The sequence below is a fragment of the Limnobacter sp. genome, from assembly GCF_043511195.1.
In the GTDB taxonomy this organism is placed as follows: domain Bacteria; phylum Pseudomonadota; class Gammaproteobacteria; order Burkholderiales; family Burkholderiaceae_B; genus Limnobacter.
In genome coordinates, this window is sequence record NZ_CP121330.1 from 571,310 (window position 1) to 594,831 (window position 23,522).

The 23,522-nt window shown below is 51.2% G+C and carries 29 protein-coding genes; 17 read left to right on the forward strand and 12 right to left on the reverse strand.

The features are described from left to right. The first annotated feature begins 1 nt into the window (after nucleotide 1). Nucleotides 2-646 carry a trimeric intracellular cation channel family protein gene (locus P0D43_RS02755; protein WP_394673169.1) on the forward strand — a complete coding sequence of 215 codons (645 nt, stop codon included), beginning with the start codon at nucleotides 2-4 and terminating at the stop codon, nucleotides 644-646. Nucleotides 647-649: 3 nt separating this feature from the next. On the opposite strand, the gene P0D43_RS02760 is transcribed toward P0D43_RS02755, so the two are convergent. From P0D43_RS02760 to P0D43_RS02770, 3 genes are read right to left on the reverse strand one after another with little or no spacing between them, the layout of a single operon-like run. Beyond that, nucleotides 650-1,141: a flavodoxin family protein gene (locus tag P0D43_RS02760; protein WP_394673170.1), complete on the reverse strand. Its 492-nt coding sequence runs from the start codon at nucleotides 1,139-1,141 to the stop codon at nucleotides 650-652. 2 nt (nucleotides 1,142-1,143) lie between these two features. Beyond that, nucleotides 1,144-2,481: a type II toxin-antitoxin system HipA family toxin gene (locus P0D43_RS02765; RefSeq protein ID WP_394673171.1), complete on the reverse strand. Its 1,338-nt coding sequence runs from the start codon at nucleotides 2,479-2,481 to the stop codon at nucleotides 1,144-1,146. A 1-nt stretch (nucleotide 2,482) separates the two neighbouring features. After that, a complete protein-coding gene (locus tag P0D43_RS02770) occupies nucleotides 2,483-2,743 on the reverse strand; it encodes an XRE family transcriptional regulator (RefSeq protein WP_394673172.1) in 261 nt (86 codons plus the stop codon). 336 nt (nucleotides 2,744-3,079) lie between these two features. Between P0D43_RS02770 and P0D43_RS02775 the strand changes: the two genes are divergently transcribed. The 4 genes from P0D43_RS02775 (at nucleotide 3,080) to P0D43_RS02790 (ending at nucleotide 7,670) form a co-directional block, all read left to right on the forward strand. Next, nucleotides 3,080-3,526, forward strand: coding sequence for a lysozyme (locus tag P0D43_RS02775; protein ID WP_394673694.1), 447 nt, complete (start codon nucleotides 3,080-3,082; stop codon nucleotides 3,524-3,526). Continuing rightward, on the forward strand, nucleotides 3,523-3,966 hold the full coding sequence (locus P0D43_RS02780) for a hypothetical protein (protein WP_394673173.1): 444 nt from the start codon (nucleotides 3,523-3,525) through the stop codon (nucleotides 3,964-3,966). Before P0D43_RS02775 ends, P0D43_RS02780 begins: the two co-directional genes overlap by 4 nt. Before the next feature lie 336 nt (nucleotides 3,967-4,302). After that, the gene (locus tag P0D43_RS02785) at nucleotides 4,303-5,457 is read left to right on the forward strand and encodes an AAA family ATPase (protein WP_394673174.1); all 1,155 of its coding nucleotides are present in this window, start codon (nucleotides 4,303-4,305) and stop codon (nucleotides 5,455-5,457) included. Further along, on the forward strand, nucleotides 5,454-7,670 hold the full coding sequence (locus tag P0D43_RS02790; protein WP_394673175.1) for a S8 family peptidase: 2,217 nt from the start codon (nucleotides 5,454-5,456) through the stop codon (nucleotides 7,668-7,670). The genes P0D43_RS02785 and P0D43_RS02790 overlap by 4 nt, the downstream gene beginning before the upstream one ends. Before the next feature lie 264 nt (nucleotides 7,671-7,934). On the opposite strand, the gene P0D43_RS02795 is transcribed toward P0D43_RS02790, so the two are convergent. The 3 genes from P0D43_RS02795 to P0D43_RS02805 form a co-directional block, all read right to left on the reverse strand. Further along, on the reverse strand, nucleotides 7,935-8,408 hold the full coding sequence (locus tag P0D43_RS02795) for a mobile mystery protein B (RefSeq protein WP_394673176.1): 474 nt from the start codon (nucleotides 8,406-8,408) through the stop codon (nucleotides 7,935-7,937). Beyond that, a complete protein-coding gene (locus P0D43_RS02800) occupies nucleotides 8,383-8,841 on the reverse strand; it encodes a mobile mystery protein A (RefSeq protein ID WP_394673177.1) in 459 nt (152 codons plus the stop codon). Before P0D43_RS02800 ends, P0D43_RS02795 begins: the two co-directional genes overlap by 26 nt. A gap of 163 nt (nucleotides 8,842-9,004) precedes the next feature. After that, on the reverse strand, nucleotides 9,005-9,247 hold the full coding sequence (locus tag P0D43_RS02805; RefSeq protein WP_394673178.1) for a hypothetical protein: 243 nt from the start codon (nucleotides 9,245-9,247) through the stop codon (nucleotides 9,005-9,007). 23 nt (nucleotides 9,248-9,270) lie between these two features. Here P0D43_RS02805 and P0D43_RS02810 point away from each other — a divergent pair, with 23 nt between their 5' ends. Next, nucleotides 9,271-10,323, forward strand: coding sequence for a hypothetical protein (locus tag P0D43_RS02810; RefSeq protein WP_394673179.1), 1,053 nt, complete (start codon nucleotides 9,271-9,273; stop codon nucleotides 10,321-10,323). Next, nucleotides 10,314-10,703 carry a hypothetical protein gene (locus P0D43_RS02815; protein ID WP_394673180.1) on the forward strand — a complete coding sequence of 130 codons (390 nt, stop codon included), beginning with the start codon at nucleotides 10,314-10,316 and terminating at the stop codon, nucleotides 10,701-10,703. The genes P0D43_RS02810 and P0D43_RS02815 overlap by 10 nt, the downstream gene beginning before the upstream one ends. A gap of 23 nt (nucleotides 10,704-10,726) precedes the next feature. Here P0D43_RS02815 and P0D43_RS02820 read toward each other — a convergent pair whose 3' ends face one another. After that, nucleotides 10,727-11,140 (reverse strand): MerR family transcriptional regulator, encoded by a 414-nt coding sequence (locus P0D43_RS02820; protein WP_394673181.1) that lies wholly within the window; start codon nucleotides 11,138-11,140, stop codon nucleotides 10,727-10,729. Between the two features lie 77 nt (nucleotides 11,141-11,217). On the opposite strand from P0D43_RS02820, the gene P0D43_RS02825 reads away from it, so the two are divergent. From P0D43_RS02825 to P0D43_RS02835, 3 genes are all read left to right on the forward strand, one after another. Next, nucleotides 11,218-12,447: an NADH:flavin oxidoreductase/NADH oxidase family protein gene (locus P0D43_RS02825; protein ID WP_394673182.1), complete on the forward strand. Its 1,230-nt coding sequence runs from the start codon at nucleotides 11,218-11,220 to the stop codon at nucleotides 12,445-12,447. Between the two features lie 215 nt (nucleotides 12,448-12,662). After that, the gene (locus tag P0D43_RS02830; RefSeq protein ID WP_394673183.1) at nucleotides 12,663-13,685 is read left to right on the forward strand and encodes a fatty acid desaturase family protein; all 1,023 of its coding nucleotides are present in this window, start codon (nucleotides 12,663-12,665) and stop codon (nucleotides 13,683-13,685) included. A 9-nt stretch (nucleotides 13,686-13,694) separates the two neighbouring features. Further along, nucleotides 13,695-14,630 carry a crotonase/enoyl-CoA hydratase family protein gene (locus P0D43_RS02835; protein ID WP_394673184.1) on the forward strand — a complete coding sequence of 312 codons (936 nt, stop codon included), beginning with the start codon at nucleotides 13,695-13,697 and terminating at the stop codon, nucleotides 14,628-14,630. Nucleotides 14,631-14,666: 36 nt separating this feature from the next. On the opposite strand, the gene P0D43_RS02840 is transcribed toward P0D43_RS02835, so the two are convergent. Then, nucleotides 14,667-15,683, reverse strand: coding sequence for a LysR family transcriptional regulator (locus tag P0D43_RS02840; protein ID WP_394673185.1), 1,017 nt, complete (start codon nucleotides 15,681-15,683; stop codon nucleotides 14,667-14,669). 128 nt (nucleotides 15,684-15,811) lie between these two features. Between P0D43_RS02840 and P0D43_RS02845 the strand changes: the two genes are divergently transcribed. The 5 genes from P0D43_RS02845 (at nucleotide 15,812) to P0D43_RS02865 (ending at nucleotide 19,792) form a co-directional block, all read left to right on the forward strand. Further along, a complete protein-coding gene (locus tag P0D43_RS02845) occupies nucleotides 15,812-16,744 on the forward strand; it encodes an alpha/beta hydrolase (RefSeq protein ID WP_394673186.1) in 933 nt (310 codons plus the stop codon). Between the two features lie 19 nt (nucleotides 16,745-16,763). Further along, nucleotides 16,764-17,693, forward strand: a complete 930-nt coding sequence (locus tag P0D43_RS02850) for an alpha/beta hydrolase (RefSeq protein ID WP_394673187.1) — start codon at nucleotides 16,764-16,766, stop codon at nucleotides 17,691-17,693. A 3-nt stretch (nucleotides 17,694-17,696) separates the two neighbouring features. Continuing rightward, nucleotides 17,697-18,344: an SDR family oxidoreductase gene (locus P0D43_RS02855; protein WP_394673188.1), complete on the forward strand. Its 648-nt coding sequence runs from the start codon at nucleotides 17,697-17,699 to the stop codon at nucleotides 18,342-18,344. Nucleotides 18,345-18,357: 13 nt separating this feature from the next. Further along, complete coding sequence (locus P0D43_RS02860; protein ID WP_394673189.1) at nucleotides 18,358-19,008, forward strand: flavodoxin family protein; 651 nt, start codon at nucleotides 18,358-18,360, stop codon at nucleotides 19,006-19,008. A 169-nt stretch (nucleotides 19,009-19,177) separates the two neighbouring features. Next, entirely contained in the window at nucleotides 19,178-19,792 is a 615-nt protein-coding gene (locus P0D43_RS02865; protein WP_394673190.1) for an alternative oxidase, read from the forward strand. Between the two features lie 2 nt (nucleotides 19,793-19,794). Here the strand turns inward: P0D43_RS02865 and P0D43_RS02870 are convergent, their stop codons facing one another. After that, nucleotides 19,795-20,124 carry a DUF2834 domain-containing protein gene (locus P0D43_RS02870; protein WP_341237631.1) on the reverse strand — a complete coding sequence of 110 codons (330 nt, stop codon included), beginning with the start codon at nucleotides 20,122-20,124 and terminating at the stop codon, nucleotides 19,795-19,797. A gap of 67 nt (nucleotides 20,125-20,191) precedes the next feature. Between P0D43_RS02870 and P0D43_RS02875 the strand changes: the two genes are divergently transcribed. Beyond that, the gene (locus tag P0D43_RS02875; RefSeq protein ID WP_394673191.1) at nucleotides 20,192-20,836 is read left to right on the forward strand and encodes an MBL fold metallo-hydrolase; all 645 of its coding nucleotides are present in this window, start codon (nucleotides 20,192-20,194) and stop codon (nucleotides 20,834-20,836) included. On the opposite strand, the gene P0D43_RS02880 is transcribed toward P0D43_RS02875, so the two are convergent. Continuing rightward, nucleotides 20,833-21,378 (reverse strand): NUDIX domain-containing protein, encoded by a 546-nt coding sequence (locus tag P0D43_RS02880; protein ID WP_394673192.1) that lies wholly within the window; start codon nucleotides 21,376-21,378, stop codon nucleotides 20,833-20,835. The two genes, P0D43_RS02875 and P0D43_RS02880, sit on opposite strands and share 4 nt — an antisense overlap. A gap of 113 nt (nucleotides 21,379-21,491) precedes the next feature. On the opposite strand from P0D43_RS02880, the gene P0D43_RS02885 reads away from it, so the two are divergent. Beyond that, nucleotides 21,492-22,712, forward strand: a complete 1,221-nt coding sequence (locus P0D43_RS02885) for a cation:proton antiporter (protein ID WP_394673193.1) — start codon at nucleotides 21,492-21,494, stop codon at nucleotides 22,710-22,712. A 2-nt stretch (nucleotides 22,713-22,714) separates the two neighbouring features. Here P0D43_RS02885 and P0D43_RS02890 read toward each other — a convergent pair whose 3' ends face one another. Both P0D43_RS02890 and P0D43_RS02895 read right to left on the reverse strand, forming a co-directional pair. Then, nucleotides 22,715-23,251: an FRG domain-containing protein gene (locus P0D43_RS02890; protein WP_394673695.1), complete on the reverse strand. Its 537-nt coding sequence runs from the start codon at nucleotides 23,249-23,251 to the stop codon at nucleotides 22,715-22,717. A gap of 9 nt (nucleotides 23,252-23,260) precedes the next feature. Next, entirely contained in the window at nucleotides 23,261-23,509 is a 249-nt protein-coding gene (locus P0D43_RS02895; protein ID WP_394673194.1) for a hypothetical protein, read from the reverse strand. Between the last annotated feature and the right edge of the window lie 13 nt (nucleotides 23,510-23,522).

Consider the following 23,522-nt stretch of genomic DNA (forward strand, 5'->3'; position numbering starts at 1 on the left):
TATGGCGACCCTTAACCCCGGCGAATTCAGCCAGAACATTCAATTGGGCATTGAAGTGGTGGCCACACTGGCTTTTGCGCTCAGCGGCATTCTGGAAGGTGCGCGCAAACGGCTCGATGCCGTGGGCGTGTGTGTGGTGGCGTTTCTGGCCGCATTTGGCGGCGGTACGCTGCGCGATTTACTGCTCGATGTACGGCCCTTTTTCTGGGTGAAGTACATTGAATTGCTGTGGGCCGTGTTCGTGTTGTGCATCATCGCCATGCTGTTTATGCGGCAACGGCATTTCAGGTTCACGGAAAAAGCCATTCTATGGCCCGACACTTTGGGGCTTGGCCTGTTTACCGCAGCGGGTGTATTTGCATCCATTCAAGCGGGCATGCCCAGTTTGGTGGCCGTGTTCATGGGTGTAATCACCGGTGTGTTCGGCGGTGTGCTGCGCGACATTGTGTGCAATGAAATTCCGCAAGCCTTTAAAGACCACCGCCCCTACGCCATTTGCGCCTTCTTCGGCGGTTGGGCTTACATTGGCCTGCGTGAACTGGGCAACCCTGCTTATGTAAACCTGCTTGGCTGCGTGCTGGTTACTTTGGGCTTGCGAGCATTTGCCGTGTGGAAGGATGTGCGGATTCCGGCGTGGAGAAACTAGACTTTAGAAGAGTCCCATCGCCAGGCCACTTGCAAAGGCCGCGCCCAAATCGCGGCAACGTTGCAAATCAGCAGGGTTAATGGTTTTGGGCGCAAGAATTTCATCTTTCGTTTGCGCATGCGTGCACACAATTGCCGACGGTGCCATTTCAGTTAAACGCCAACCCGTGGCAATGCGCTGAATTTGCTTCACTGCGCCTTGGCCATCGCTGCCCGCGCACACAAGCGCAGTGTAAGGGCGACCATTGATTTGGTCCAGCGCCGCATAATAAGTTCGGTCGAAAAAGTCCTTCATCAACCCTGCCACGCTGCCCAAAGTTTCAGGCGCGATGAACACATAGCCATCTGCTTGTAAAACATGATCTGCATTCGCTTCACTGGCGTGAAGAAGCAGGGCGCTTGTTTCTGCTTCAGTCGCAGCACCTTCAGCCACAGCCTGGGCCATGGATTTGGAGCCGCCTGTGATGGAGTGGTAAATGATGAGCAGGGTTTTCATGGTCAAGACATGGCCTTTAGTTTTTGTGCAGCTTGCTCCAGACCACCCAACACAGTATTTGCCACATGCCTGGAAAAGCCATCGGGCAGCTGCCGTTTAACCTGCTCTATAACGGAGGGTGTACGTGCCAGCACATCTTCAATCAAAGACTCCATATTCTCCTCAAAGCCCAATTGTTGCGCTGTGCTATTAAAGTGCCGCCGAGCAATTGAATGCATGGTGTAACGGCGATTTTTTCCAAGCAATGCCATGGATAACCTGACCTGCTGCGGCGACCACTGATTCGGACCTTTGCCCAACACCGGGTAAGCAGACATGACATCGTAAAGCGGGGCGAAGCGGAATCGCCCACGTGGCAACAATTGAATACTGAAATTCTTTGCGTGCCCATCGGGTGCACACAGCATCCAGAACAACACCTGGCTGGCCATCAAGGTGCGAAGATCGGCCGCCGAGTTCTCGGATCGCCGAAGGGTATCGAACAATACTTTTAATCCAGGGCCGCCATCACTTTCGTATTTAAGCATTGGAGGAACACCGGTCACTTGGCAAAAGTCCTCTTGGGGCAGGCGCATGATCCAGTCACCATTCGGTGCAACTTTTCGATCAAATCGCTCCACGGATAAAACACGCTGGGCACCGAATGTTTCTATCGCCACATTTGCAACAGGCAAACCATAGGCCTTCAATAAGGTCATGCAAAGCCATTCATTGTCTACCGAGGTAGTGAAATCAGCCCGCCGCCCCCCCACCAAGCCCAATGGCAATTTAAGTATGTGCGTGGTGGGGGTTGATCCTTGCGGCACGCACCACTTGCCCTTCCAACGCAACAAGGCGGTTTTCTCTTGGGCACCGGCGATCGAAATACGCAAGTCTGCATGCGCATTGACGTTTTTGCCAAAGCCGCCAGGCGATACCGTGTCAATCAAAAGACGTTCAATGTCTTTCTTCGTCACCGGCTTGCCTTGCACGGTCTCAATGTTCTCGCGCTCCTCATGCTCACCCAGCAGTTGAACAGCCCCCACGCAATCGCGACCAATCGCCTTCAGCAAATCAAAAGTATCCGTTGATCCGGTTTTGAATCGTTCAGCAACCCGTTTTCGAATTGCTTCACTATCGGGCAATAAATTATCAAAGTAATTTAAAACCTTGTCGCCTTTGATCGGCTGGTTCTGGAGGTTGAACGGCAACGACAAGGACAAGGGTCGCCCAAGTTCAGAGACCTGCCAGGCAGGGTCATACTGAAGCTGCATGTCGCCGCGTGCAGGTATGGTCCAAAGGCCCACACGCTGGCCGTTGGACCAAATGGATAAACTTTGACTGTGCGATTTACGGCCCATACTACCAATCCGTTTTTGATGATTGACTTGGCCGAACTTCACGCATTCCAATTGACAACTCAAGCCCCAGCACAGCGCACCAATTCATCAACTGGGCCAAGCTAAGCTCCTCGGGGTGTAATTCAAGATGAGACACGCGCGATTGACTTAGCCACAGCTTTTTTGCCAGCCCGGCTTGCGACCATTTGTTTGCTTTGCGGGAGGCCTGCAAAATTTGCCCAAGCTGGCCATTGGTGTTGAGAATGTGCTTTTGATTTTGCATCGCAAAATACCTGAATTACAAATAAATTTAATTTATCTGATATTCAGTTAAATTACAATTAACTGTTATTCAAATAATTAGTTGGTGAGCTTTTTCGAACTGCGCTGGTTGGTAGGTTTGATTGTTTTGGGTTTGGTACTTGGTTTATTGGCTGCTTTGACGTTGTCAATCTGCGCGGTAGTTACCCTGAACAGGGTACAAGTTTGATGGACGTGAGAACAGCCCCTAGACTCGTGAAATTGAAAAACTCTTCCCCTGAGGCAATCTCATGTCCAACGTAGCCCTACAAAAACCACTGAACTCAACAATGGTCATTTCCAAATCAGGGATTGACATATTTCAAAGGACGAAGGCTTCTCCGCAATTCCCTACAACGACATTGCAGGCAATTGCACCGTGGGGGTGGGGATTCTTCTCAGTTACAGCCCATGCACAGAACAGCAAATGAAGACCAAATACGACCTGGCCAAGTTGAATGCCACATTTCATGATCGCCTAGAGGAAGCCCAAAAGTACGTTCGGTTTTATGTCAGAGGATCGCAACTAAGCCAAGCGCAATTTGATGCGCTAACAAGCTTTGTATTTAACGTGGGTGTTGGAAATGCGAAAGATGTGCTGGCATTTGCCAACAAAGGCGAGTACCAAAAAGTTGAAAACGAAATGAACCGGTTTGTTTACATCACAGAAAAAGGCAAAGACGGAAAGCCCAGCAAAAAGAAATTCTCGAACGGACTTGCGAATCGCCGCAAGCGGGAAATTGTTCCTTTTCAAATTAAACCTTGAACCACAACATCTGCGAGACCCTCACCATGCGTAATTTTGCTTGCATACTTTTTATAGCACTTGCTGCTTGCTCGAATAATTCAGAACTCCAAGCCATACAAGGTGAATGGGCTATTCATAAAGAACTAGCTGCCGCACCCATTGTTGGGATCAGCGATGAGGAAACTGCTGGACTAATTGGCGACAAACTATCCATAAGCGCTAAAACAATTCAGTTTCAGAACCAAACTTGTGACTACAGCCGCCTGGAGTCAAATAAACAAAGTCTTTCAGAATTTCTTCAGTTTTATTCGCTGGATACGAATGCAAAGCTGCCAGAGAAGACGAGTGTTTTGAGTATGGATTGTGAAGGGGAGATGACGATTAGGCACCTGCTGACCCGTGAGGATAGGCTATGGCTAGTTTGGTATGGAGTGCTATTCGAGGCGGACCGGATTTAGGGGATCGACTGCTTTTCGGCCTAAACAGACGGTCAATGGCACGGTATTCGGTGTCTGCTTGCGCAGGCATTTCTGACTGTTCCCATTGATTGATGGGTGAGGTGCCGCGCCTTCAAGTCCAGAGCGGAGCGCGCAAACTAGGAACGCAAGTCCGACCACGGTACGCCGGATGCACAAAGTACTTCCTTTAAATTTGGTATTGGCCGCAAATGCCTTCTTCTTGATATTGCACGTCGCCCTTCACATCACAGAAAAAACATGAGAAAATGACAATATTCCAAAAAAAACAAATGAAAAGTTCTTTTAAATCAATTACATAAAAATAATTTGGACGAAATGAACGAAATTCAAACAGATTTAGCCCAGCTAATCCGACTGGCGCTCGCTGAGCAAACAGAAGATGTGCGACTGTTTGTGGCTCGGCTCGTGCGCAAATATCGCAACACTGATCCAGAAATGGCAGAGCAGATGGATTTATATCTGCGCGCAAAGACGCCTCGCTCAAGCGCTCCTTTGCGCAGAGTCCCGCAACCGGCATTATCGACGCAAACTTTACCAGTCGACGATGAATCGAGACTGTCATTATTGAAAGTTTTCAAGGACGAGCCCGATCACGAGCAACCCCTTCTCTCGATTCACCTTGAGGAAACCTTGGGTCAACTGATCCAAGAGCGCCGTCAAACGGAGCGGCTAGCCTCAATGGGGCTGAGCCCAACACGGTCCGCTATTTTTGTGGGCCCACCGGGTGTGGGTAAAACACTTACGGCGCGTTGGCTTGCCTCGCAGTTGGGGGTGCCGCTGTATGTTCTGGATCTAACCGCCGTGATGAGTAGCTTGCTAGGACGTAGCGGAAGCAACTTGCGTGCAGCACTCGATTTTTCGAAACGTGGCCCTTGTGTATTGCTCTTGGATGAAATCGATGCAATTGCTAAGCGGCGCAGCGACGACACCGATATTGGTGAGTTGAAGCGACTGGTAACCGTCATTCTGCAGGAAGTCGATGAGTGGCCTTCCACAAGTTTGTTGTTGGCTGCAACAAATCATGCGGAACTAATCGATCCTGCGTTGTGGAGACGCTTCGATTTAGTGATTAATTTCAAGACGCCAGAAATGCCGGCAGTCAAACAGGCTATAAAGCGCTTTCTAGGTCAGGACTACGCACTATTTGGCCGGTGGATTGATATTTTGACTTTTGTCTTTAATGGCGAATCATTCAGCGACATTGAGAGAGATCTTCAACGATTCCGCCGCGCCGTTGCGTTGGGTACAGCCTCGGACGCTGATCTGATCGAAGAATTCGTGAAATCGCGCGCGCTCGTCCTCGGGCATCAAGAGCGAATTGATCTGGCGGTGCTGCTGACTAAGCAGACTCGTCTATCTCAACACACGATTTCTGACATCACTGGTGTTAGTCGCGACACCATCCGAAAGTACACCAGCGAGCCACCATCCTCGATCAAGAAACTCTCAAAAAGAAAAGCTAACGCATGAGTCAAACCAACTTCCTGATCGGGCGCGGTGAGCTGTTGACCCATGACATTAAAGGGCCGAAACGTATGCCAGGCAAAGCCGAGGTGTACACATTCGAGCAAGCTGCTCAGCGGCTAATGCCTCAGTTCTCGGCGACCGCTACTGCGCTTGATGCTTTACCCGCGCGTGCATGCCCCGGCGACTTTGGCGTTGCGCGGCTGACTATGAATCCCAGCTACATAGCCCGGTCGTTCTTTCCTGTGGCGATACTGCGCGCCGTTGGTTTGGAATCTGTCGGTAGTCGTACCGTAAAGGTGACGCCTGGTGGCTGGACCAAGAAAGGTGCTCCACAAGAATGTACAACAACCGAGTTGTTCGTCGCCGGTAAGCGTCAAGCTTTTCGCCAACTCAACGACTTGACCAAGAAAATCGAACCCGAATCCAATGAAGCGCTAGATCTAGCGCATATCGAGCAATTTTCGGTCTTTAAGCCCGATGAGCGCATCGCCAAGTATGGCAGCACTAATGATCGATTCTTCGAGGTGGGCATCCATTTGCTGCCTGATGAAAGCCACTTATTCGTCCAGCAGTCTTTCATAAAATACTCTAAGGAAGTTGGTGTCAATGTCCACAGCGACCTTGGTTTTAGGGCAGGCAATCTGTGGTTCGTGCCAGTCGAAGGTAAGTATGAGCACATTGAACGGCTTGCCGAATTCGTGTTCGTGCGAGTCATACGCCCGGTTCCCAAGCTGCGAGGTATGCGACCCGTGCAACGCGCCGGCGAGGTGGCAATCGGTTGTAACCTGCCGTTCGAGCAGCCGCTTTCGTCGGAACCCAAGGTTGCTATCCTTGATGGTGGTTTGCCTAAACAGCACGTAATCGGTCCATGGCTACGCTCGTATCGCGTTCTCGATGAAGATGCGCAGGACGATCCGGCAGGTTTGGAACATGGTCTGGCCGTCAGCTCCGCATTCCTGTTTGGCCCGATCCAACCAAACGGGACTGCTGCCCGTCCATTTGCCTACGTTGACCACTTGCGCGTGCTGGACAAGGACGTCGACACCGAAGATCCCTTGGAGTTGTATCGGACCCTAGGTTTCGTCGAACAAGTCTTGCTCTCACGGCAATACCAGTTTATAAACCTTAGCCTTGGTCCAGACTTGCCGATCGAGGATACTGATGTACACGCATGGACATCAGTCATTGACGATCTGCTGAGCGACGGCGAAACCTTGATGACCGTGGCCATCGGCAACAACGGTCAGTTGGACCGCGCTTCTGGTAATGCACGCATACAGGTACCTTCGGACTGCGTTAATGCGCTGGCAGTAGGTGCAGCAAACAACTCGGGAGAGAGCTGGGCACGTGCACCCTACAGCGCGATAGGTCCTGGTCGCAGCCCGGGCGTCGTCAAACCCGACCTGATGGCCTTCGGCGGCAATGCTGGAAACTATTTTCATGTACTGTCGCCAGGTAAGGGAGCAGCTCTTTCGCCACAGTTGGGTACCAGTTTTGCTTCCCCGTATCTGTTGCGCAGTGCCGTCGGCATTCGGTCTATCCTAGGTGCGGAACTGTCTCCACTAGCGATCAAGGCTCTACTGGTTCACTCAGCAGAAACCGCGAGACACGATAAACTTGAAGTAGGCTGGGGTAAGGTGCCAGAGGATCTGATGAGCATCATCACCTGTCCGGAAGGTGTGGCACGTATTGTCTATCAAGGCGAGTTGAAGCCTGGTAAATATTTAAGGGCCTCATTGCCACTGCCAGAAGGTGGCCTTAACGGCAGCATCCGCCTTAAAGCGACCTTCTGCTACGCCTCACCGACAGATCCGCAAGACGCAGCCGCGTACACTCGTGCCGGCCTCGAAGTAGTATTCCGTCCTAGCGACCAGAAGATCAAGAAAGGTAAGGCTAACGCCGACACCAAGAGCTTCTTCGACATGAAGAAATACGCGACCGAGGAAGAACGGCGTTCTGACAGTGGTAAATGGGAAACAGTCTTGCACAGCGCAAAAAACATGCGTGGCAGCAGTCTTAAAAATCCGGTGTTCGACATACATTACAATGCGCGCGAAGCTGGCGGTCGAGCCACTGGTGCCGAAAAGATCCGTTATGCATTGATCATCACTGTAGAAGCTCCCAAGCATGTAGACCTCTATAACGAGATTCTGCGCGCTTATGCGAAAACGTTAGTTCCAATCCAACCACAGGTATCTCTGCCAATTCGCATCTAGCTTTGCCAAGCAATGAAAAAACAGATGGATCTTTAAGGCTGTTCGATTTTCGCGTTAAAGAAGTACTGCCAGCTCAGGTAATGTCCGGAAACATGTACAAACCAGTCACTGCATGCATTTTTGTCGAAAGTCCACTTCGGCCGAATTTCGGCCTGAGCGCTTATTCAGTCTGCTGTGAATTCAGTCAACGATACAAAGATAAACGCCTCTTTAGACGACTTACCCAACCACATTTAACGTAGCGCCGCCATTACAAGAATTGGGCTATTTGCGTGCGAAGGCAAGAAGTGGCGAGATGTCGCCATGGTCGGCAGCTCGTAGGGCAGCCAGATATTCGGCCCGCATTTCGCTCTGGCTCACAAGGGAAGCATGTCCACCGCTGCCCCATGTAAAAGGTTCCAAACCCATTTTCTGGAGTAGAAGATCGGCGATCAAACGACAGCACCTCCCATTGCCGTTTGGAAACGGGTGGATAAGCACAAGCTGGTGGTGAAATCGTGCTGACAGCTCATCCGGGGGCATGGCATTGTGTTCGATCTGATACTTGATGTTCTCCAGTAAGTTCCGGACGCGCATAGAAACCTGGCGCCAATCGCAGCCGAAATTCTTGTCGCTCTTGCGGTACGTGCCAGCCCATGTCCATGTATGGCCGAACATCTGCTTGTGCAGCTTGCGCAGGAACACATCATTCAGAATGTACTGCTTGACTACATCACCACAACGCGCGCCAGTTGCCATCGAGCAGCTCTTTTGCCATCAGCTCCAATTGAGCCTGCTGCGCTTTGTTGCCAACGGCTTGATCCTCGAGCGACATGGTATGCGCCACAGGTTGCATGTGCCTTCTAGCCACGGTTTTGGCTTGCTCCTTCAGCTTGGCCTCTAGGGGCATTTTCGGCACGAAGACATAGTGCAGCTCGCAGTCGAGCGCAGCGGCAACCTTTCGCAGAGAGGCTAGCGAGATGCTGTCGTCGGCCTCACTTTTCTCGAGCTTGTGCACCGTGGAGTTCCTCACATGCAGGCGCTGAGCGAGTGATACGGCAGTCATGCCAAGGGCTTCCCGAATGGCCTGTATCCAGCCGCAGGACGGCCGCGGCGGGAAGGTCTTCCTAAGTAAAGGTTTTAATTGCTTATCGGCTTGGCGCAATTGTAGCCAGCGGTAGGACTTGTCCATGAATTTATCCCTGCAGGGCGAGAAATAAGCCTACAGTGTATCCCTACAGGGAGAAAAAGAAAACTTATTAATATCCCCATAGGGATATTTTTACTTACATAAAATAGCCATACGGGGATATTTTAGCGATTGATAATCTCCTGATCCGGAGAAATCATGCACGTCAAATTAACCCTACAAGGAAAAGAGTGGAAGCCATGGCTATCGAAATATTCGATAACCTTCCAACCACCTTTTTAGTCGAATTGAATTCATCAACTGTATTGCCAGTAACCCAGAAGCTGGCGATGTCATTCCAAGAAACGGTGGCTTTCGCCAAATTAATCGACCTTTCATACCTACCTACTTTTAGCGACTCAAATCTGCATTTTTTGACAGCGTTTCCCATAAAAGCTTGAATGCCCAATCTGGCAACTCTCCTCTTTACAGATGTTCAATTCCAGCTTCGGAAAACTGTCACTCACCAAGCCCGCGTTTTATATTCCACAGCCTCAACATTCCTTGTACGACGTGATCACGCACAGCTATGGAATTTTGCCGGGGCAAGAACCGATTTTCTCAACTTTGCTGGAATACTTGATTGCACTAAACCCCACCGTGAAAAACCCACGAATGGCACTGGGTAGCCACGCCCCGCGCACGCTTGATTTTATTTCACACGACCCCGAAACCATTTTTTGCATGAACCCCAATGTTGTAAAAGCACGCATTCGCCAAGTGGTGAATGCTGGGGGTGAGTTTGCGCTGATAGATACTGCTCGCAACTTTGTACCCGCAGACCCAGCCGAGCGAGGAATGTATGAATTTCTGGCCAGGATAAGCAACGACACTCAGCATGTCACCGACTTTGCAGGTTTGGGCTTGGGGGTTCTGGGTTACTTGAGTGGACCGCAAAACCGAAGTGTAATTGGACAGTTGCAGCAATTGAACAATGAACGTTTGGCGGGTAAGTTGAGTACTCGTCAGTACCAGTTGCGCCAGCAGGACATATTGAACAATTACCTGAAGAAATTAGGATGGATGGGGCGCCACATGCACGGTGGACAGAATTCATTCAATGTGCTGTATCAAAACCGCGCGGTTGGTGTAAACCCATCTCCAGTGTTCGTCAAGCATGCCGAGCGGATGGCGAAACTGAGCAAATTTGCGAAAACTGGCGGTGTCTTGCTTACCGGATTTGAAGTGGCAGGGGCGTGCGGGAAGATTGCTTCAGCCAGTGATAAGCAGAAAAAGAATGAAATACTTTGGGTAGACGGAATGGGCCTTATTGTCGGCTCGGCAGGCGGAATTCTGGCAGGTCTTGCCGTTGGCGCGCTGGTTGTTAGCGGCCCCGTCGGCTGGGGGGTCGCTTTGATTGCATCTGCAGCAGGTGGCTACTTTGCACAAGAGGCAGGAAAAACCAGTGGTCAGTTTCTATATGACCAATTTGGAAACAAAATGGATTTGCTCAGTGCAACTGGGATAGATCAGCTATGCAGATGATCGAAATTACCATGTGGATCATCGGGTTCAGCATTGTGATTATCCCGGTTCTGTTGCCATTGAGTTTAACGTTACTGACTTGGTTTCCCCCCCAGTCAGTGATCGATAAATATGTGCGCCCGCCTCATTTCAGCGAGTTCGAGTCCGCAGCCTATCGATACTTCCCGTCAAGCTGGATACGCACACTGCTGTTTTCGCTGGCAATCTCGATACCCATTTTTAGAAGGGTGCGTGGCTTCGGTGATATGCACAAGCAAGTCCCATTGTGGTTCAATGTTGCAAGCCGTTTGTTTGTTTATGTGGTACTGGGCTATCTATTCTCAGTGTGCATTGCTATTGGAACATTGGCGGCAATAGCCAAGTTGGGTTTGCATCAATAAAGCGGTACACCGACCGCTCACAACTAACCCGCCTTCAAAAGCCCCATTTCCTTCAAAATGCGGTTGGCATTGTCATCACAATCCATATCCTCAGGCTTGCCCTCGATCAGCTTGATCATGTTTTGCAACTGCAATTTGCTCTGTGCCAGCTTCAATTCCATGGCCTCCATGTCGGCCACTTTTTTCTTCAACATGCCCACCAGTTCTTCGTGCTTCCAGTTGCTTAAATTGCCGGGCATCACCTGCCGTATTTCTTCCAGCGTAAAACCGGTTTGTTGCGCGTTGGCAATAATGGCCAACACGGCCACGGCTTCCAGCGGGTACTCGCGGTAACCATTCGCTTTCCGGCTTACTGCGGTAATTAAACCTTTGGATTCGTAAAACCGAATGGTGGCCGCAGACAGACCGCTGCGCTTGGCCAACTCGCCAATTTTCATAATGGTGTATTGCCTCTATTGACCTTCAGGTTAACTTTAAGCTTATTGTTTCATCCATTGCAACCTTGGAAAACCACATGAGCCTGTTCACCGCCTTCACGCTGCCCAACGGCACCCAGCTTCCCAACCGCCTGGCCAAAGCCGCCATGGAAGAAAACCTGGCCAATGCCGACCAAGCTCCTTCCGAGCAATTGATTCGCCTTTACGGCGCCTGGGCTGCGGGCGGTGTGGGCTTGATGATCACCGGCAACGTGATGATTGATCGCCGGGCCATGACAGGCCCGGGCGGCGTGGTGTTGGAAAACGATTCACAAGCTGCGCAATTTGAACGCTGGGCCAAAGCTGCGAAATTAGATGGTGCGCAAGTGTGGATGCAGATTAACCACCCTGGTCGGCAAATGCCGGCCAACTTGGGGCAGCCCACCGTGGCACCTTCTGAGGTGGCCATGGACTTGGGCAAATTTTCCAAACAGTTCACACCACCGCGTGAACTGACAGCGGCTGAAATTGAAGACATCAAAAACCGTTTTATCAATGCCGCCATACTGGCTGAGAAATTTGGTTTCAACGGGGTGCAAATTCACGCTGCGCATGGTTATTTGCTCAGCCAGTTTTTGTCCCCCATATCGAACAAGCGCAAAGACCAATGGGGTGGCTCGATTGAAAACCGGGCACGCCTGTTGATCGACGTGGTGAAAGGCATTCGCGCAGCGGTGGGGCGACAATTTGCTGTGGCTGTAAAAATAAACTCTGCCGACTTTCAGCGCGGTGGCTTTAGCGAAGACGACGCCAAAGCCGTGGTGCAAATGCTCAACCCCATGGGGCTGGACTTGATCGAGCTTTCAGGCGGCAGCTACGAAGCACCCGCCATGCAAGGCAACGCACGCGACGGTCGCACCCTGGCCCGCGAAGCTTACTTTCTTGAATTTGCCAAAGACATTGCCACCGTGGCCACCGTGCCAATTATGGTAACCGGTGGTATTCGCAGACAGGCCGTGGCTGAACAAGTGTTGGCCACCGAGGGCATTGACCTGGTGGGTATTGCCACCGCACTGGCGCTGAACCCCAATTTGCCCGACGAATGGAAACAAGGCCAAGCCAGCGTGCCCCAGTTGCGCCCTATTGCATGGAACAACAAAGTGCTGGCTTCGCTGGCCTATATGGCCATGGTGAAACACCAGTTGAACAGGGTGAGCCAAGGGCGTAACCCCAATGCAAAGGTGAGCCCTGTATTTGCGTTGGCGCAGCAGCAGCTTGGTGCGTTTTTCAGGACAAGGCAGTACAGAAAGTGGGTGGTACAGGCTTAAGAAGAAGCAATCTACACATGTTCTTTTTGTAACAGTGTATTGAACACGCCCAAGCCATTGACATCGCGCACCGTATTGAGATCTACATCTTTACATTACATTAAAATATTTTATTGACAATATTAGTAATATTACATAGATTGCTTAATATTACTTTTTTAAGTAATTTTTATAAAGATCCGATTATCAATATTTTGCAGTTGACGGGCCATTCAATGAACAACGAAGCCATTACTGATTACAGCGCAGTAACACGCAAAAAAATTAACGAGATTTTAAGCAAAGACGAAATTCGTGCTTTGACCTCACGCTCTGATTGGGCCGGATTCTGGGCGATTGTATCAACCTGGGCTGTAATTGCCGGCAGTTTTGCATTGGCCGCCTGGTCGCTTACACAAGCAGTTTGGTTGACTGCCCTGGTGCTGCTGTTGTGTGTGACTGTGATCGGGGGCCGCCAACTTGCCTTGGCCATTGCCACGCACGAGGCAACCCACCGCACCTTGTTTGCAACACGCGCCCTGAACGATCACTTCACCGATTGGTTGTGCGCCAGGCCTGTCGGTTTGGATTTGTTCAAGTACAGGGAACATCACTTCATTCACCACCTGAAAACTGGCACCGACGAGGATGTGGATATTTCACTGATTGCCGGTTTGCCCACCACCCGAAAATCACTTGCGCGAAAACTACTGCGCGATGCGGTTGGAATAACAGGCATGAAATTCATGTTTGGCCAGTTTGTGATGTGCGCTGAATACATGAAGTGGACAGTGGCCAGCAACTACGAGTGGTTGCCAAAGCAAAGCCGGTGGTTTCATGCCAAGCGCTTTGTGATCAATTTCTTTCCCACCCTGATTACCAATTTGGCAATTGCCGCAGCGTTGATGATGTTTGGTTATGGCGAGCTGTATGTACTTTGGCTGATCGCCTATTTGACCACTTACCCCATGTTCATTCGCATTCGTGCACTGGCGGAACACGCAGCCACCCAACGCACCAACAACATGTTCGAGAACACCCGTACCACTCGCGCAGGCTGGTTGGCCAAAAGCCTGGTGGCACCTTTGAATGTGAACTACCACATTGAACACCATGCACTTGCTTCCGTGCCTTGGTACAAGCTGCCGAAACTACACAAACTGTTCTTGCAACGCGGTGTAGTGCAACCCGCACCCAGCTACCTGGAAGTGTTGAAGATTGTTTCTTCAAAAAACCCAATTTCAACAAGCAATGCTTAAGGTCGAAACATGAGCCACGTATCCAAGCTAGAACTTTCCACCTTGACCTACGAAGTCACAGGCCGAGTGGCCCGAATCACTTTGAATCGCCCATCCCGTGGAAACGGCATCACGATGGACATGCCGCAGGAACTGGCACTGTGTGTGGAAAAGGCCAACATTGACCCCAACGTGCATGTGATTGCCTTGAGTGGAAATGGCAGCGGTTTTTGTGGCGGCTACGATTTGGTTGAAAGTGCGCAGGCCGAAGGCAATTTGGGGCAGTTAAATGCCTCGCGACCCAAGGGTTCGACACTCGACCCCATAGTGCAAATGCAAAACCACAACCCGGCCCAAACCTGGGACCCCATGCTTGACTACGCCATGATGAGCCGCAACGTGAAAGGCTTCATGAGCCTATTTCACAGCGAGAAACCTGTCGTGTGCAAAGTGCACGGTTATTGTGTGGCCGGCGGTACCGACATGGCGCTGTGTTCAGACCTGTTAGTAATTGCCGAAGATGCGAAAATTGGTTACCCACCCGCGCGCGTGTGGGGCTGCCCCACCACGTCAATTTGGTTTCACCGCATTGGGCTGGAAAAAGCCAAGCGCCTGTTGTTCACTGGCGATTGCCTGACTGGCAAACAGGCACAAGAATGGGGTTTGGCGATAGAGTCTGCACCCCCAGCCGAACTAGACGCACGCTTTGAAGCGCTGGTACAACGGATCGCTTTGATGCCGGTGAACCAACTCATCATGATGAAATTGCTGTTGAACCAGTCAGTGATGCAGCAAGGCCTGCACACAACGCAAATTCTGGGCACGGTGTTTGATGGCATTACCCGCCACACCGAAGAGGGCTATCAGTTTCAGCAAGACTCGATGGCCCAAGGGTTCATGCAGGCCGTGCGTCAACGAGACGAACCATTTGGTGACTTTGGTTTGGATGGTTTCAAGAAAGGTTGATATTCGCTTCCGGGTTTGACTCGTCTCTCAATACTCTTATTTCGGTTTACCCCTGCGCCCAACAGCACTCGGGGTATTGTGCCCCTCACGAGGTTTCAACCTGGCTGGGTTTGCAAACAGCAACTTAGACTCTTTCGCCAATTGCTCGCGCTTCTCGATCAAAAAATCAATCAGTACCCGAAGCTTCGCCGGCATTTGTGAACGCGATGGTACGTAAAGGTAAAAACCGGGAAATGGGAGACACCAAGGATCAAGCACGCGGACAAGCGAGCCAGCAGCGAGGTAATAACGAACACACAGGTTGATGTGCTGCACCATACCCACATCCTGAAGTGCTGCGAGCAACATACTTTCGTCATCGTTGAATACAGCGTTACCGTTTGGTTCGTAGACAACAGTGTGTCCATTGGCACCTGGCGCGGTAAATGACCAGTGGTCGATGTTACCGCTGGAGGTAAAGCGATAAGCCAAACAATTGTGTTTGTGTAAATCGGCTGGTGAGTCTGGTACACCGTATTTTTCAAAGTATTTGGGCGAGCCTACGATGGCCATTTCCAGGGGTGGCGTGATGGGTACAGCCACAGTGTGTTCATTCAAACTTTCACCCAAGCGAATTCCGGCATCCATACCTTCCGCAACAATGTTGGACAATCCGTCGTTCATCACCAATTCCATGCGCAGCTTTGGATACCGCGCTAAAAATTCACCCATGTGCGGTTCAATCAAAAGCCTCGCGGCCACGCGCGAGGAATTCAAGCGAATCAACCCCGAAGGTTGATCATGCGCCTCACCCAAATTCGATACAGCGCGGTCCACCGCTGAAAGTGCCGGCTGCAACACATCCAGCAGGCGTCTCCCTTCCTCTGTCAGCGACATGTCTCGGGTCGTGCGATTAAGCAACCGCACATTCAATTGTTGCTCCAGCGACTTCAGTTGCTGGGAAAGGGCTGCACGGGTTACGCCCATTTCCGCAGCAGCTTTGGTGAAGCTGCGATGACGGGCAATGTGGGCGAACCAGGTGAGCGAGAAAAGCAGAGAGGGTTCGATCTTCATTTGTTTAGTTTAACTAACATATGTGCTTAGGAAAAGCATATTTATCAATACCAATGCAAGGCCTAGAATGATTTCCAGCTCGAGACATTTCCCAGTGCGAGCAACCACTTTCACCACAGGAGAACATCATGTCCAGCATTACATCCAGCAAGGTCACCTTCAAGAACTTGAATGGCCAAGAGGTCACCATGGCGGCGGAGATTTACTTTCCCTCGGCCTTTGATCAAACCAAAAAATACCCAGCCGTTGTTGTGTCACATCCTGGCGGCGGAGTGAAGGAACAAGCTGCGGGTTTGTATGCCCAAAAACTTGCACAGCACGGTCTGATCACCATCGCTTTTGATCGCTCATTTCAAGGTGAAAGCACAGGCGAGCCACGTCAGCTTGAAAACCCCTATATCAGTACAGAGGACGTGAGCGCGGTGATTGATTACCTCACCACTTTGCCTTACGTGGACCAAAGCAATATCGCAGCCATGGGCGTTTGTGCAGGTGCAGGCTACAGCGCCAACGCCGCAATCAATGACCGCCGTATCAAAGCCCTCGGCATGGTCAGTGCAGTGAATATTGGTCAAATGTTTCGCAACGGCTGGGAGAACACTGTGAAGAACGCGGAGGCTTTGCCATACCTGGAAGCCGGATCTGCCTCACGTACTGCCGATGCAAATAACACGACCATGGCCACAATGCCCCTGGCCCCAATGAAAGAAGAGGATGCGCCCAATGCTGAACTTCGCGGTGCCTGGGAGTATTACCACACAGCACGTTGCCAGCATCCGAACGCCCCGGGTTATACCTTGGCACGCAACCTGACCCAAATTATTACCTACGACGCTTACAACCTCGCCGAGGCATTTCTGACACAACCTGTTCTTGCTATCGCGGGAAGCAATGCGGGAAGCAAGTGGATGAGCGACGACCTCATTGCACGGGCGGCCAGCAAAGACAAAACTCTCCATGTTGTTCAAGGCGCAGATCACATGGATTTGTACGATGTACCCCAGTATGTGGACGAGGCAGTTGAAAAACTGGCTTCATTTTTTCTTAACAGTTTGGTTTAAGCCAAAGGAGAAACAAATCATGAGCACCATCAATACAGTGAGCTATCAAAATCTGGGCTGGCAAACCGCTGCGGACATTTACCTGCCACCAGGATTTAACGAACTGAAAAAATACCCTGCGATTGTGAGCACGCACCCCATCGGTAGTTGCAAAGAGCAAACAGCTGGAAATATTTACGCCAAAGGTTTGGCCGAGCATGGTTTTGTGGTTCTGGTACACGATGCCAGTTTCCAGGGGGCCAGTGGCGGCAGCCCCAGGTTTATCGAGGACCCAGCCATTCGAGTCTCGGACATTCGTTTTGCAGTGGATTATTTACAATCCCTGCCATATGTGGACGCCAATCGCATCGGTGCTATTGGTGTGTGTGGAGGGGGTGCGTATACGATTCATGCCGGCATCACCGACCATCGCCTGAAAGTCTTGGTGTCGATCACCGGGGTGAACTATGGCCGCTTGATTCGTGAGGGCTTTGCGCAGTTCAAGCCATTGGAACTGGCGCAAAACATTGCACAAATGAGAACCTCACAGGCACAAGGGGCTGAACGTGTCGCAGCCAATCTATTGCCGGAATCTGTGGAGGTAGCACAGCAAGCTGGCATCACAGACATTGACGTGCTGGAAGCCACAGACTATTACAAAACAGCACGGGGCCAACAGCCCAATGGTGCCACCAGCCAATTGATGTCATTTAGTGGTGCCGCCATGGGTTGGGATGCATTCTTGAATGCCGAAGTGCTTTTAACCCAACCACTGATGGTGGTTATCGGCGACAAACCGGGCGGCTTTGGAGCCTATCGGGACGGCTGGGAGATTTACAGTCGAGCCGCTTCCACCGATAAGCAAATTGTTGTTGCTGAAGGCTGGTCTCACTACGATCTATATGACAAGCCTGAGCCAGTGGCGTTCGCTTTGGATAAAGTGGTGCCATTTTTCAAAGATAAGCTGTGAGCCATGAGCACCATGAAAAACACACTGATTCTTGGTGCTAGCGGGCAGATTGCGCAATGGGTCGTCAAGGCCCTTGCCAATCAGCCCCACAGTACACTTAAGCTACTTGTTCGTGATCCCAGAAAGCTGACAGGCCAAGAGCCTTCCAATTCAAATATTGTGCTCGGCAATGTGCTGGACAAAAAGCTTCTACGAAACGCAATGGCAGGACAGGATATTGTTTATGCCAATTTGAGCGGTGAAAACCTGGATATGCAAGCTCACGCCGTAATTGCTGCCATGCGAGATGTCAAAGTGAAGCGGCTCGTGTTTGTGCTTTCGCTTGGAATTTACAACGAAGTACCCGGTAAATTTGGTGAGTGGAACAACGCCATGATCGGCAAAGACCTTCAACCCTATCGGCGTGCCGCAGATTTAATTGAAGCTTCCGATCTTGAATACACCATCCTTCGCCCCGCCTGGCTGACCGACGACGACGAAGTGGATTACCAAATCACTGCAAGGCATGAGCCGTTCAAAGGCACGGTAGTTTCACGCAAAAGTGTGGGCGATCTGATTGCACAAATCATTGCTAATCCAAATCTTCACATCAAAGAAAACCTGGGGATTAACAAACCCAACACCGAGGGCGACAAACCCTACTTCATGTAAAGCGAGGTGCAACATGATTAAAGCAATTTTGGGGTTGATTGGTCTGGCATTTGCCGCAATCTTGCTGGTGCTTTTTGCGGTAAGCCGAATTGAGAATCGACAGGCCCGCCTGCTTGAAAAAACAATTCCGTACTCATCGCCAAACCCAGAAAGCGCCTCTGCCACAGCGGTAGTGTATTTTTCACGATCGGGCAACACAGCCTTGGCAGCACGCCATGTGGCACAACGTTTGGGCTCACCACTAATAGCAATAGAAGCACCAGACTATGAGCTTGGCCTGAGTGGACTGACCAATGCGTTGAAAGATGCACATGCGCTGAAGGCAACAGCTGAAAGCCTGCCCGATATTGAGCCCTCCAACGTGGACCTGACAGCATTTTCGACGGTTTGGCTTGGTTCTCCGGTTTGGCTTTACAGCCCCGCACCTCCGCTTTGGGCGTTCGTCGAAAATAACCGATTCGATGGCCAACATGTCGTCTTATTCAACACATTCAACAGCCATGTGGGTGATGATCATGTCGCCGCTTTCAAGGCAAAAGTGATGGCTCGTGGCGCGAAATCATTTGAACATCGGGGTGTTTTGCGTGGACGGATGACCCAACAACTTACACCCGAGCAAATGCTGGAAAAAATTGATGCCGAATGGTTTCGCAAGGATCAATAAGGTTGGGCCTGATCTGGTCTTCTTCAACACGATCATGGGCAAGGCCTTCAAGGCTTTCCTGCGTTAAACAACCTAACGTTTACGCCAGATGCACACATGGCCCAACAAGCGTAGACTCATTAACAAAGTAAACGAACGTACTGTCACCGCACCACAGGGAGTCGAGCACATGGAAGCAATGCCACAAGAACCCGCACCACAGGACTTTTCAGACCGTTTCGCCAAATCACTCACCATGTTTTTTCGGTGGTTTGCAGACACATTCTTTGCAAAACGCTACGGGCACAGGGCCGTTATTCTTGAAACAGTGGCTGGGGTGCCCGGCATGGTCGCGGGCATGTGGATTCACCTGAAAAGCTTGCGGAAAATGAAAACCGGCTACGGCCCCACCATTCGAACCTTGCTGGACGAGGCCGAAAACGAGCGCATGCACTTGATGATTTTTATCGAGATTGCCAAGCCAAGCGTGGGCGAACGGCTGCTGGTGTTGTTTGCCCAGCTGGTGTTCTGGCACTTCTATTTTGTGCTGTATGTGTTCTTTCCAAAAACCGCGCACCGCATGGTGGGGTATTTTGAAAATCAGGCCGTTGTTAGCTACACCGACTACCTGACTGAAATTGATGCGGGCCGAATTGAAAATATCGACGCACCGAAAATTGCGATCGAGTATTACAAATTACCTGCCGATGCAAAGCTACGTGATGTAGTGATCGCGGTGAGGAAGGACGAACAAGGCCATGCTGATGTGAACCACGACATGGCCGATCATCCACTTCTGGTGTAGTTTCAAGCGCCTGCTTTTTCCTGTTTCAACCGAATCAGCAGGTACACCGCAAACCCGGTGGCAACACCGGGCACCACGCCCAACAACAGCGCAACCCAGCCGTGGCGAATGCCTTTTACCTTGGCCTCGTACATCACCCACACGGCCAACACAGCCCAAGTGAAGAAAATATCGATCGCATAACCCGATGCGTAAGGATTCACAAATCCGCCGGCGAACGCGCCGATAATATCTGGGTTATCGATAAACGGCGGAATACACACCATGGCAAAAGCCACAGCAAATGCCACCGCCAATACGACTAACAATTTGCGATATGCCTCTGTTCCCATGAAATTTAGCCCCTCTGTCGTTTGAATTTCTCTACTATATCGTCACTCCAACCCCACTACCCGCAACATGCTTCAGTACCTCACCATCCCTGTCACGCCATTCGCGCAAAACTGTTCCATTGTGTGGTGCAGCGAAACCAACAAGGCTGCGATCATCGACCCGGGTGGTGATCTTGAAAAACTGACCAAGGCAATTGCAGATCGCAATCTTGAACTGCAAGCCATTTGGCTAACGCACGCGCACATTGACCATGCGGGCGGGGTGGCTGAACTGGCTGCAAAACTGAACCTGCCCATCATCGGCCCACACGAAGGCGACCAATTCTGGATCGACCGCCTGGCCGACCAAAGCCGCATGTTCAACTTTCTGCAAAGCAAGCCTTTTACACCCGACCGCTGGCTGGTCGATGGCGACACCGTTCAAATCGGCAATTGCACTTTGAGTGTTCGCCATTGCCCGGGCCACACGCCGGGCCATGTGGTGTTTCATTCCGAGCAAGCCAAGCGCGCATTTGTGGGCGATGTTTTGTTCGTGGGCAGCATGGGCCGCACCGACTTTCCTGGTGGTGACCATGAAACCCTGATCGACAGCATTCGCAACCGCCTGTGGCCCATGGGCAACGACACGGTGTTTATTCCCGGCCACGGGCCGGAAGGCAGCTTTGCTCAGGAACGGCGAAGCAACCCGTACGTGCGCGACCTTCAGTTTTAAACGCTTTGTGCCACCCAAAACGCCCCAATCATTGTTTTAACGTCGCTGACTTCACCGGCCTTGATTTGCCGCATCAATTCAGCTGGCTCAACCAACACCACATCCAGAAACTCGTTGTGATCGAGTTGGCGTTCTTGAAGGGTTAAACCCCGTGCCACATACAGCTCAATTTTTTCGGTGGAATAAGAAATCACCGGGTGTATGGTGGTGATGTGCTCAAGCGTTTGCGCCACATAGCCGGTTTCTTCAAGCAGTTCACGGTGGGCTGTGGCAACGGGGTCTTCACCAGCATCAATTTTGCCTGCCGGGAACTCCAGAAACACACGATGCAGGGGGTAGCGAAACTGCCTTTCCATCACAAAACGACCATCGTCCAGTATGGGAATAATGGCGACAGCACCGGGGTGTACGGTGTACTCGCGAACCGATTCCTCACCGTTGGGCAGGCGAACCCTGTCCTGGTTCACTTTCATCAAATGGCCGTCAAACACCCGTGTGCTGGTGATGCAGGTTTCCTCAAGGTGTTTTTCAGAATTAGGCATGTTCACGACGTCAAATGGATCAAACGCCACATTTGATCACATTCACATCTTGGTGTTAACCCTAGGCCCGCTGGTGGTATAAACTCAATCGCCATCCTTTTGTAAATTTCCCCATGTCGCTGTTATCAAGCTTGCTATTGCTCATTGTGGTTGCCCGCTTGTTTGGTCGCCTGTTTGCGCGCTACAACCAACCTGAGCTGATCGGTGAAATTCTGGCCGGGGTGTTGCTGGGCCCGGCCATTCTGGGTTTGATTGAACCCAACCAAGCCTTGGCGGGTATTACAGAACTGGCCGTGTTTCTGATTATTCTGAACGCCGGGCTTGAAATGCGCTTCTCCGACATTGTGGGCGCCATGAAAGGCCGCGGCCTGATGCTGGCCGTCATCAGCTTTCTCATTCCCTTCGGTGGTGGTGTATTGGTGGCTGCCGCTTTCGGGCAAGACATCATGCGCATGATCTTTTTGGGCCTGTGCATCTCGATCACCGCACTGCCCGTGGCTGTGAAGTTGATGGACAGCCTTGGCATTTTGCACACACCGATTGCGAAGTTCTCGCTGGCCACCGCGGTGGTCAACGACGTGGCTGCCCTGTTCATTCTGGGTATTGTGTTGAACCTGCCCGAAACGCTCACCCTGGGTGACGCCAGCGTGGCCGTGGGCATTGCCACCTTAAAACTAATGGCCATGGGTATGGTGGTGGTGGGGCTGAACCAGTTACTGAACTGGCTCGAAAAACGCAATGTCAATGTGCAGGCTTTGCCAGAATCGATGATCAAAGTATTTGGTCCCGAAGCCTTGTTTGGTATCGTGATTGTGTTTGTGCTTGTGTTTGGCACCATCAGTGAAGCCTTGGGATTTCACTTCGTGATTGGTGCATTTTTTGGTGCGCTGTTTCTCGACAAAAAACACTTCATTGCTTCCCGCTACAAAGACTTGCAAGGCACCTTGGGGTCGATCACCAACGGCTTTCTCGCACCCATATTTTTCGCTTATCTGGGACTTGAATTGCAATTGGTCAGCCTGACCGAATGGGAATTTCCCCTGATTGTCATCGTGGTGTCGATTGTCACCAAGCTATTCGCAGGCTGGCTGGGCGGCTTGATGGTGGGCATGGACCACCGCGAAGCACTGGGCTTGGGTGCCGTGCTCAACGGCCGCGGCGTGATGGAATTGGTGGTGGCTGGCATTGCCTACCAAAACGACTTTATTGGCCCCACCATGTTCTCAACTTTGGTGTTGATGGGCATTGTCACCACCTTTCTGACCCCGATATTCTTCAAGCAAGTGTACCGGGGCAACAAGCTGGAGGAATATCGGCAGGAAAGCCGCCAGTGAAACTAGCCGTTATTTTTCGCCGCCATGACATGTCCCGGCCAGGTAATTTCAAGCTCGTAGGAAATGGATCGCGACAAGCCATCCAGGTCTGGAAACAATGTGGCGTGGGTGATGTTCATTCGGTACAGCGCCAACATCGCTTCTTTTCGAATACTGGTCGGCAAAATAAATTTTCGGATCATGGCCGGACCGGTTTCATATTGCTGAATAATTTCGTCGATCGGTTTGTCGAGCACACCAGGCACCACAAAAGTTCCTGATTGCGCCACCAAGCGCCTGTCCATTTGATCGGGCTCGCCCACCCACATCATGTCGTTGGTATTCGATGCAAAGTAACGCTCGAAATTCCCTTCAATGCGGGGGTCGATCATGTCGCGGTGCAAGGTTGCGTTGTTAATGGGCGAGGCCATCCACAAGCGCGGCGTGTCCAGCGCAAACACGGCTGAATTTTTTACTGCCCTTTCCAGTGCAAAAAAAGCGGCCACAAAAGGCGACTTGGTGAAGTCGAGCATGCGCGTGGGTGCGCCATGGTGTTGCATCAATGCAAGTCAGCGAATGTCATCGTCGAGCACGCTGGCATCGGGCAAGTAGTTGTGTGCTTTGCGCCTGAAAATTCGAAAAGCACGTTCTTCACGCAAGCGCCAGGTCGATTTATCGGGCACATAATTTTGAAGGTATCGCGACAGCGAACTTAACAAAGGCCAGTCCACATCTTGCAGGCCACGAAATGCCCAGCCATCGCATTCCGAAGTCAGCGCAACAAACTCGTTCCAGTCGGCAATGTGTATGGTTTCCACAATTCACTCCCTG

Excerpts from the sequence above, each read along its gene's own strand:
- P0D43_RS02785 (WP_394673174.1), top strand. The coding sequence starts at position 4,303 with ATGAACGAAATTCAAACAGATTTAGCCCAGCTAATCCGACTGGCGCTC.
- P0D43_RS02890 (WP_394673695.1), bottom strand. The coding sequence starts at position 23,251 with ATGCAACACCATGGCGCACCCACGCGCATGCTCGACTTCACCAAGTCG.
- P0D43_RS02830 (WP_394673183.1), top strand. The coding sequence starts at position 12,663 with ATGAACAACGAAGCCATTACTGATTACAGCGCAGTAACACGCAAAAAA.
- P0D43_RS02835 (WP_394673184.1), top strand. The coding sequence starts at position 13,695 with ATGAGCCACGTATCCAAGCTAGAACTTTCCACCTTGACCTACGAAGTC.
- P0D43_RS02845 (WP_394673186.1), top strand. The coding sequence starts at position 15,812 with ATGTCCAGCATTACATCCAGCAAGGTCACCTTCAAGAACTTGAATGGC.
- P0D43_RS02855 (WP_394673188.1), top strand. The coding sequence starts at position 17,697 with ATGAGCACCATGAAAAACACACTGATTCTTGGTGCTAGCGGGCAGATT.
- P0D43_RS02870 (WP_341237631.1), bottom strand. The coding sequence starts at position 20,124 with ATGGGAACAGAGGCATATCGCAAATTGTTAGTCGTATTGGCGGTGGCA.
- P0D43_RS02875 (WP_394673191.1), top strand. The coding sequence starts at position 20,192 with ATGCTTCAGTACCTCACCATCCCTGTCACGCCATTCGCGCAAAACTGT.
- P0D43_RS02850 (WP_394673187.1), top strand. The coding sequence starts at position 16,764 with ATGAGCACCATCAATACAGTGAGCTATCAAAATCTGGGCTGGCAAACC.
- P0D43_RS02885 (WP_394673193.1), top strand. The coding sequence starts at position 21,492 with ATGTCGCTGTTATCAAGCTTGCTATTGCTCATTGTGGTTGCCCGCTTG.
- P0D43_RS02810 (WP_394673179.1), top strand. The coding sequence starts at position 9,271 with ATGTTCAATTCCAGCTTCGGAAAACTGTCACTCACCAAGCCCGCGTTT.
- P0D43_RS02790 (WP_394673175.1), top strand. The coding sequence starts at position 5,454 with ATGAGTCAAACCAACTTCCTGATCGGGCGCGGTGAGCTGTTGACCCAT.
- P0D43_RS02815 (WP_394673180.1), top strand. The coding sequence starts at position 10,314 with ATGCAGATGATCGAAATTACCATGTGGATCATCGGGTTCAGCATTGTG.
- P0D43_RS02800 (WP_394673177.1), bottom strand. The coding sequence starts at position 8,841 with ATGGACAAGTCCTACCGCTGGCTACAATTGCGCCAAGCCGATAAGCAA.
- P0D43_RS02840 (WP_394673185.1), bottom strand. The coding sequence starts at position 15,683 with ATGAAGATCGAACCCTCTCTGCTTTTCTCGCTCACCTGGTTCGCCCAC.
- P0D43_RS02765 (WP_394673171.1), bottom strand. The coding sequence starts at position 2,481 with ATGGGCCGTAAATCGCACAGTCAAAGTTTATCCATTTGGTCCAACGGC.
- P0D43_RS02760 (WP_394673170.1), bottom strand. The coding sequence starts at position 1,141 with ATGAAAACCCTGCTCATCATTTACCACTCCATCACAGGCGGCTCCAAA.
- P0D43_RS02825 (WP_394673182.1), top strand. The coding sequence starts at position 11,218 with ATGAGCCTGTTCACCGCCTTCACGCTGCCCAACGGCACCCAGCTTCCC.
- P0D43_RS02820 (WP_394673181.1), bottom strand. The coding sequence starts at position 11,140 with ATGAAAATTGGCGAGTTGGCCAAGCGCAGCGGTCTGTCTGCGGCCACC.
- P0D43_RS02880 (WP_394673192.1), bottom strand. The coding sequence starts at position 21,378 with ATGCCTAATTCTGAAAAACACCTTGAGGAAACCTGCATCACCAGCACA.
- P0D43_RS02860 (WP_394673189.1), top strand. The coding sequence starts at position 18,358 with ATGATTAAAGCAATTTTGGGGTTGATTGGTCTGGCATTTGCCGCAATC.
- P0D43_RS02770 (WP_394673172.1), bottom strand. The coding sequence starts at position 2,743 with ATGCAAAATCAAAAGCACATTCTCAACACCAATGGCCAGCTTGGGCAA.
- P0D43_RS02865 (WP_394673190.1), top strand. The coding sequence starts at position 19,178 with ATGGAAGCAATGCCACAAGAACCCGCACCACAGGACTTTTCAGACCGT.
- P0D43_RS02755 (WP_394673169.1), top strand. The coding sequence starts at position 2 with ATGGCGACCCTTAACCCCGGCGAATTCAGCCAGAACATTCAATTGGGC.
- P0D43_RS02795 (WP_394673176.1), bottom strand. The coding sequence starts at position 8,408 with ATGGCAACTGGCGCGCGTTGTGGTGATGTAGTCAAGCAGTACATTCTG.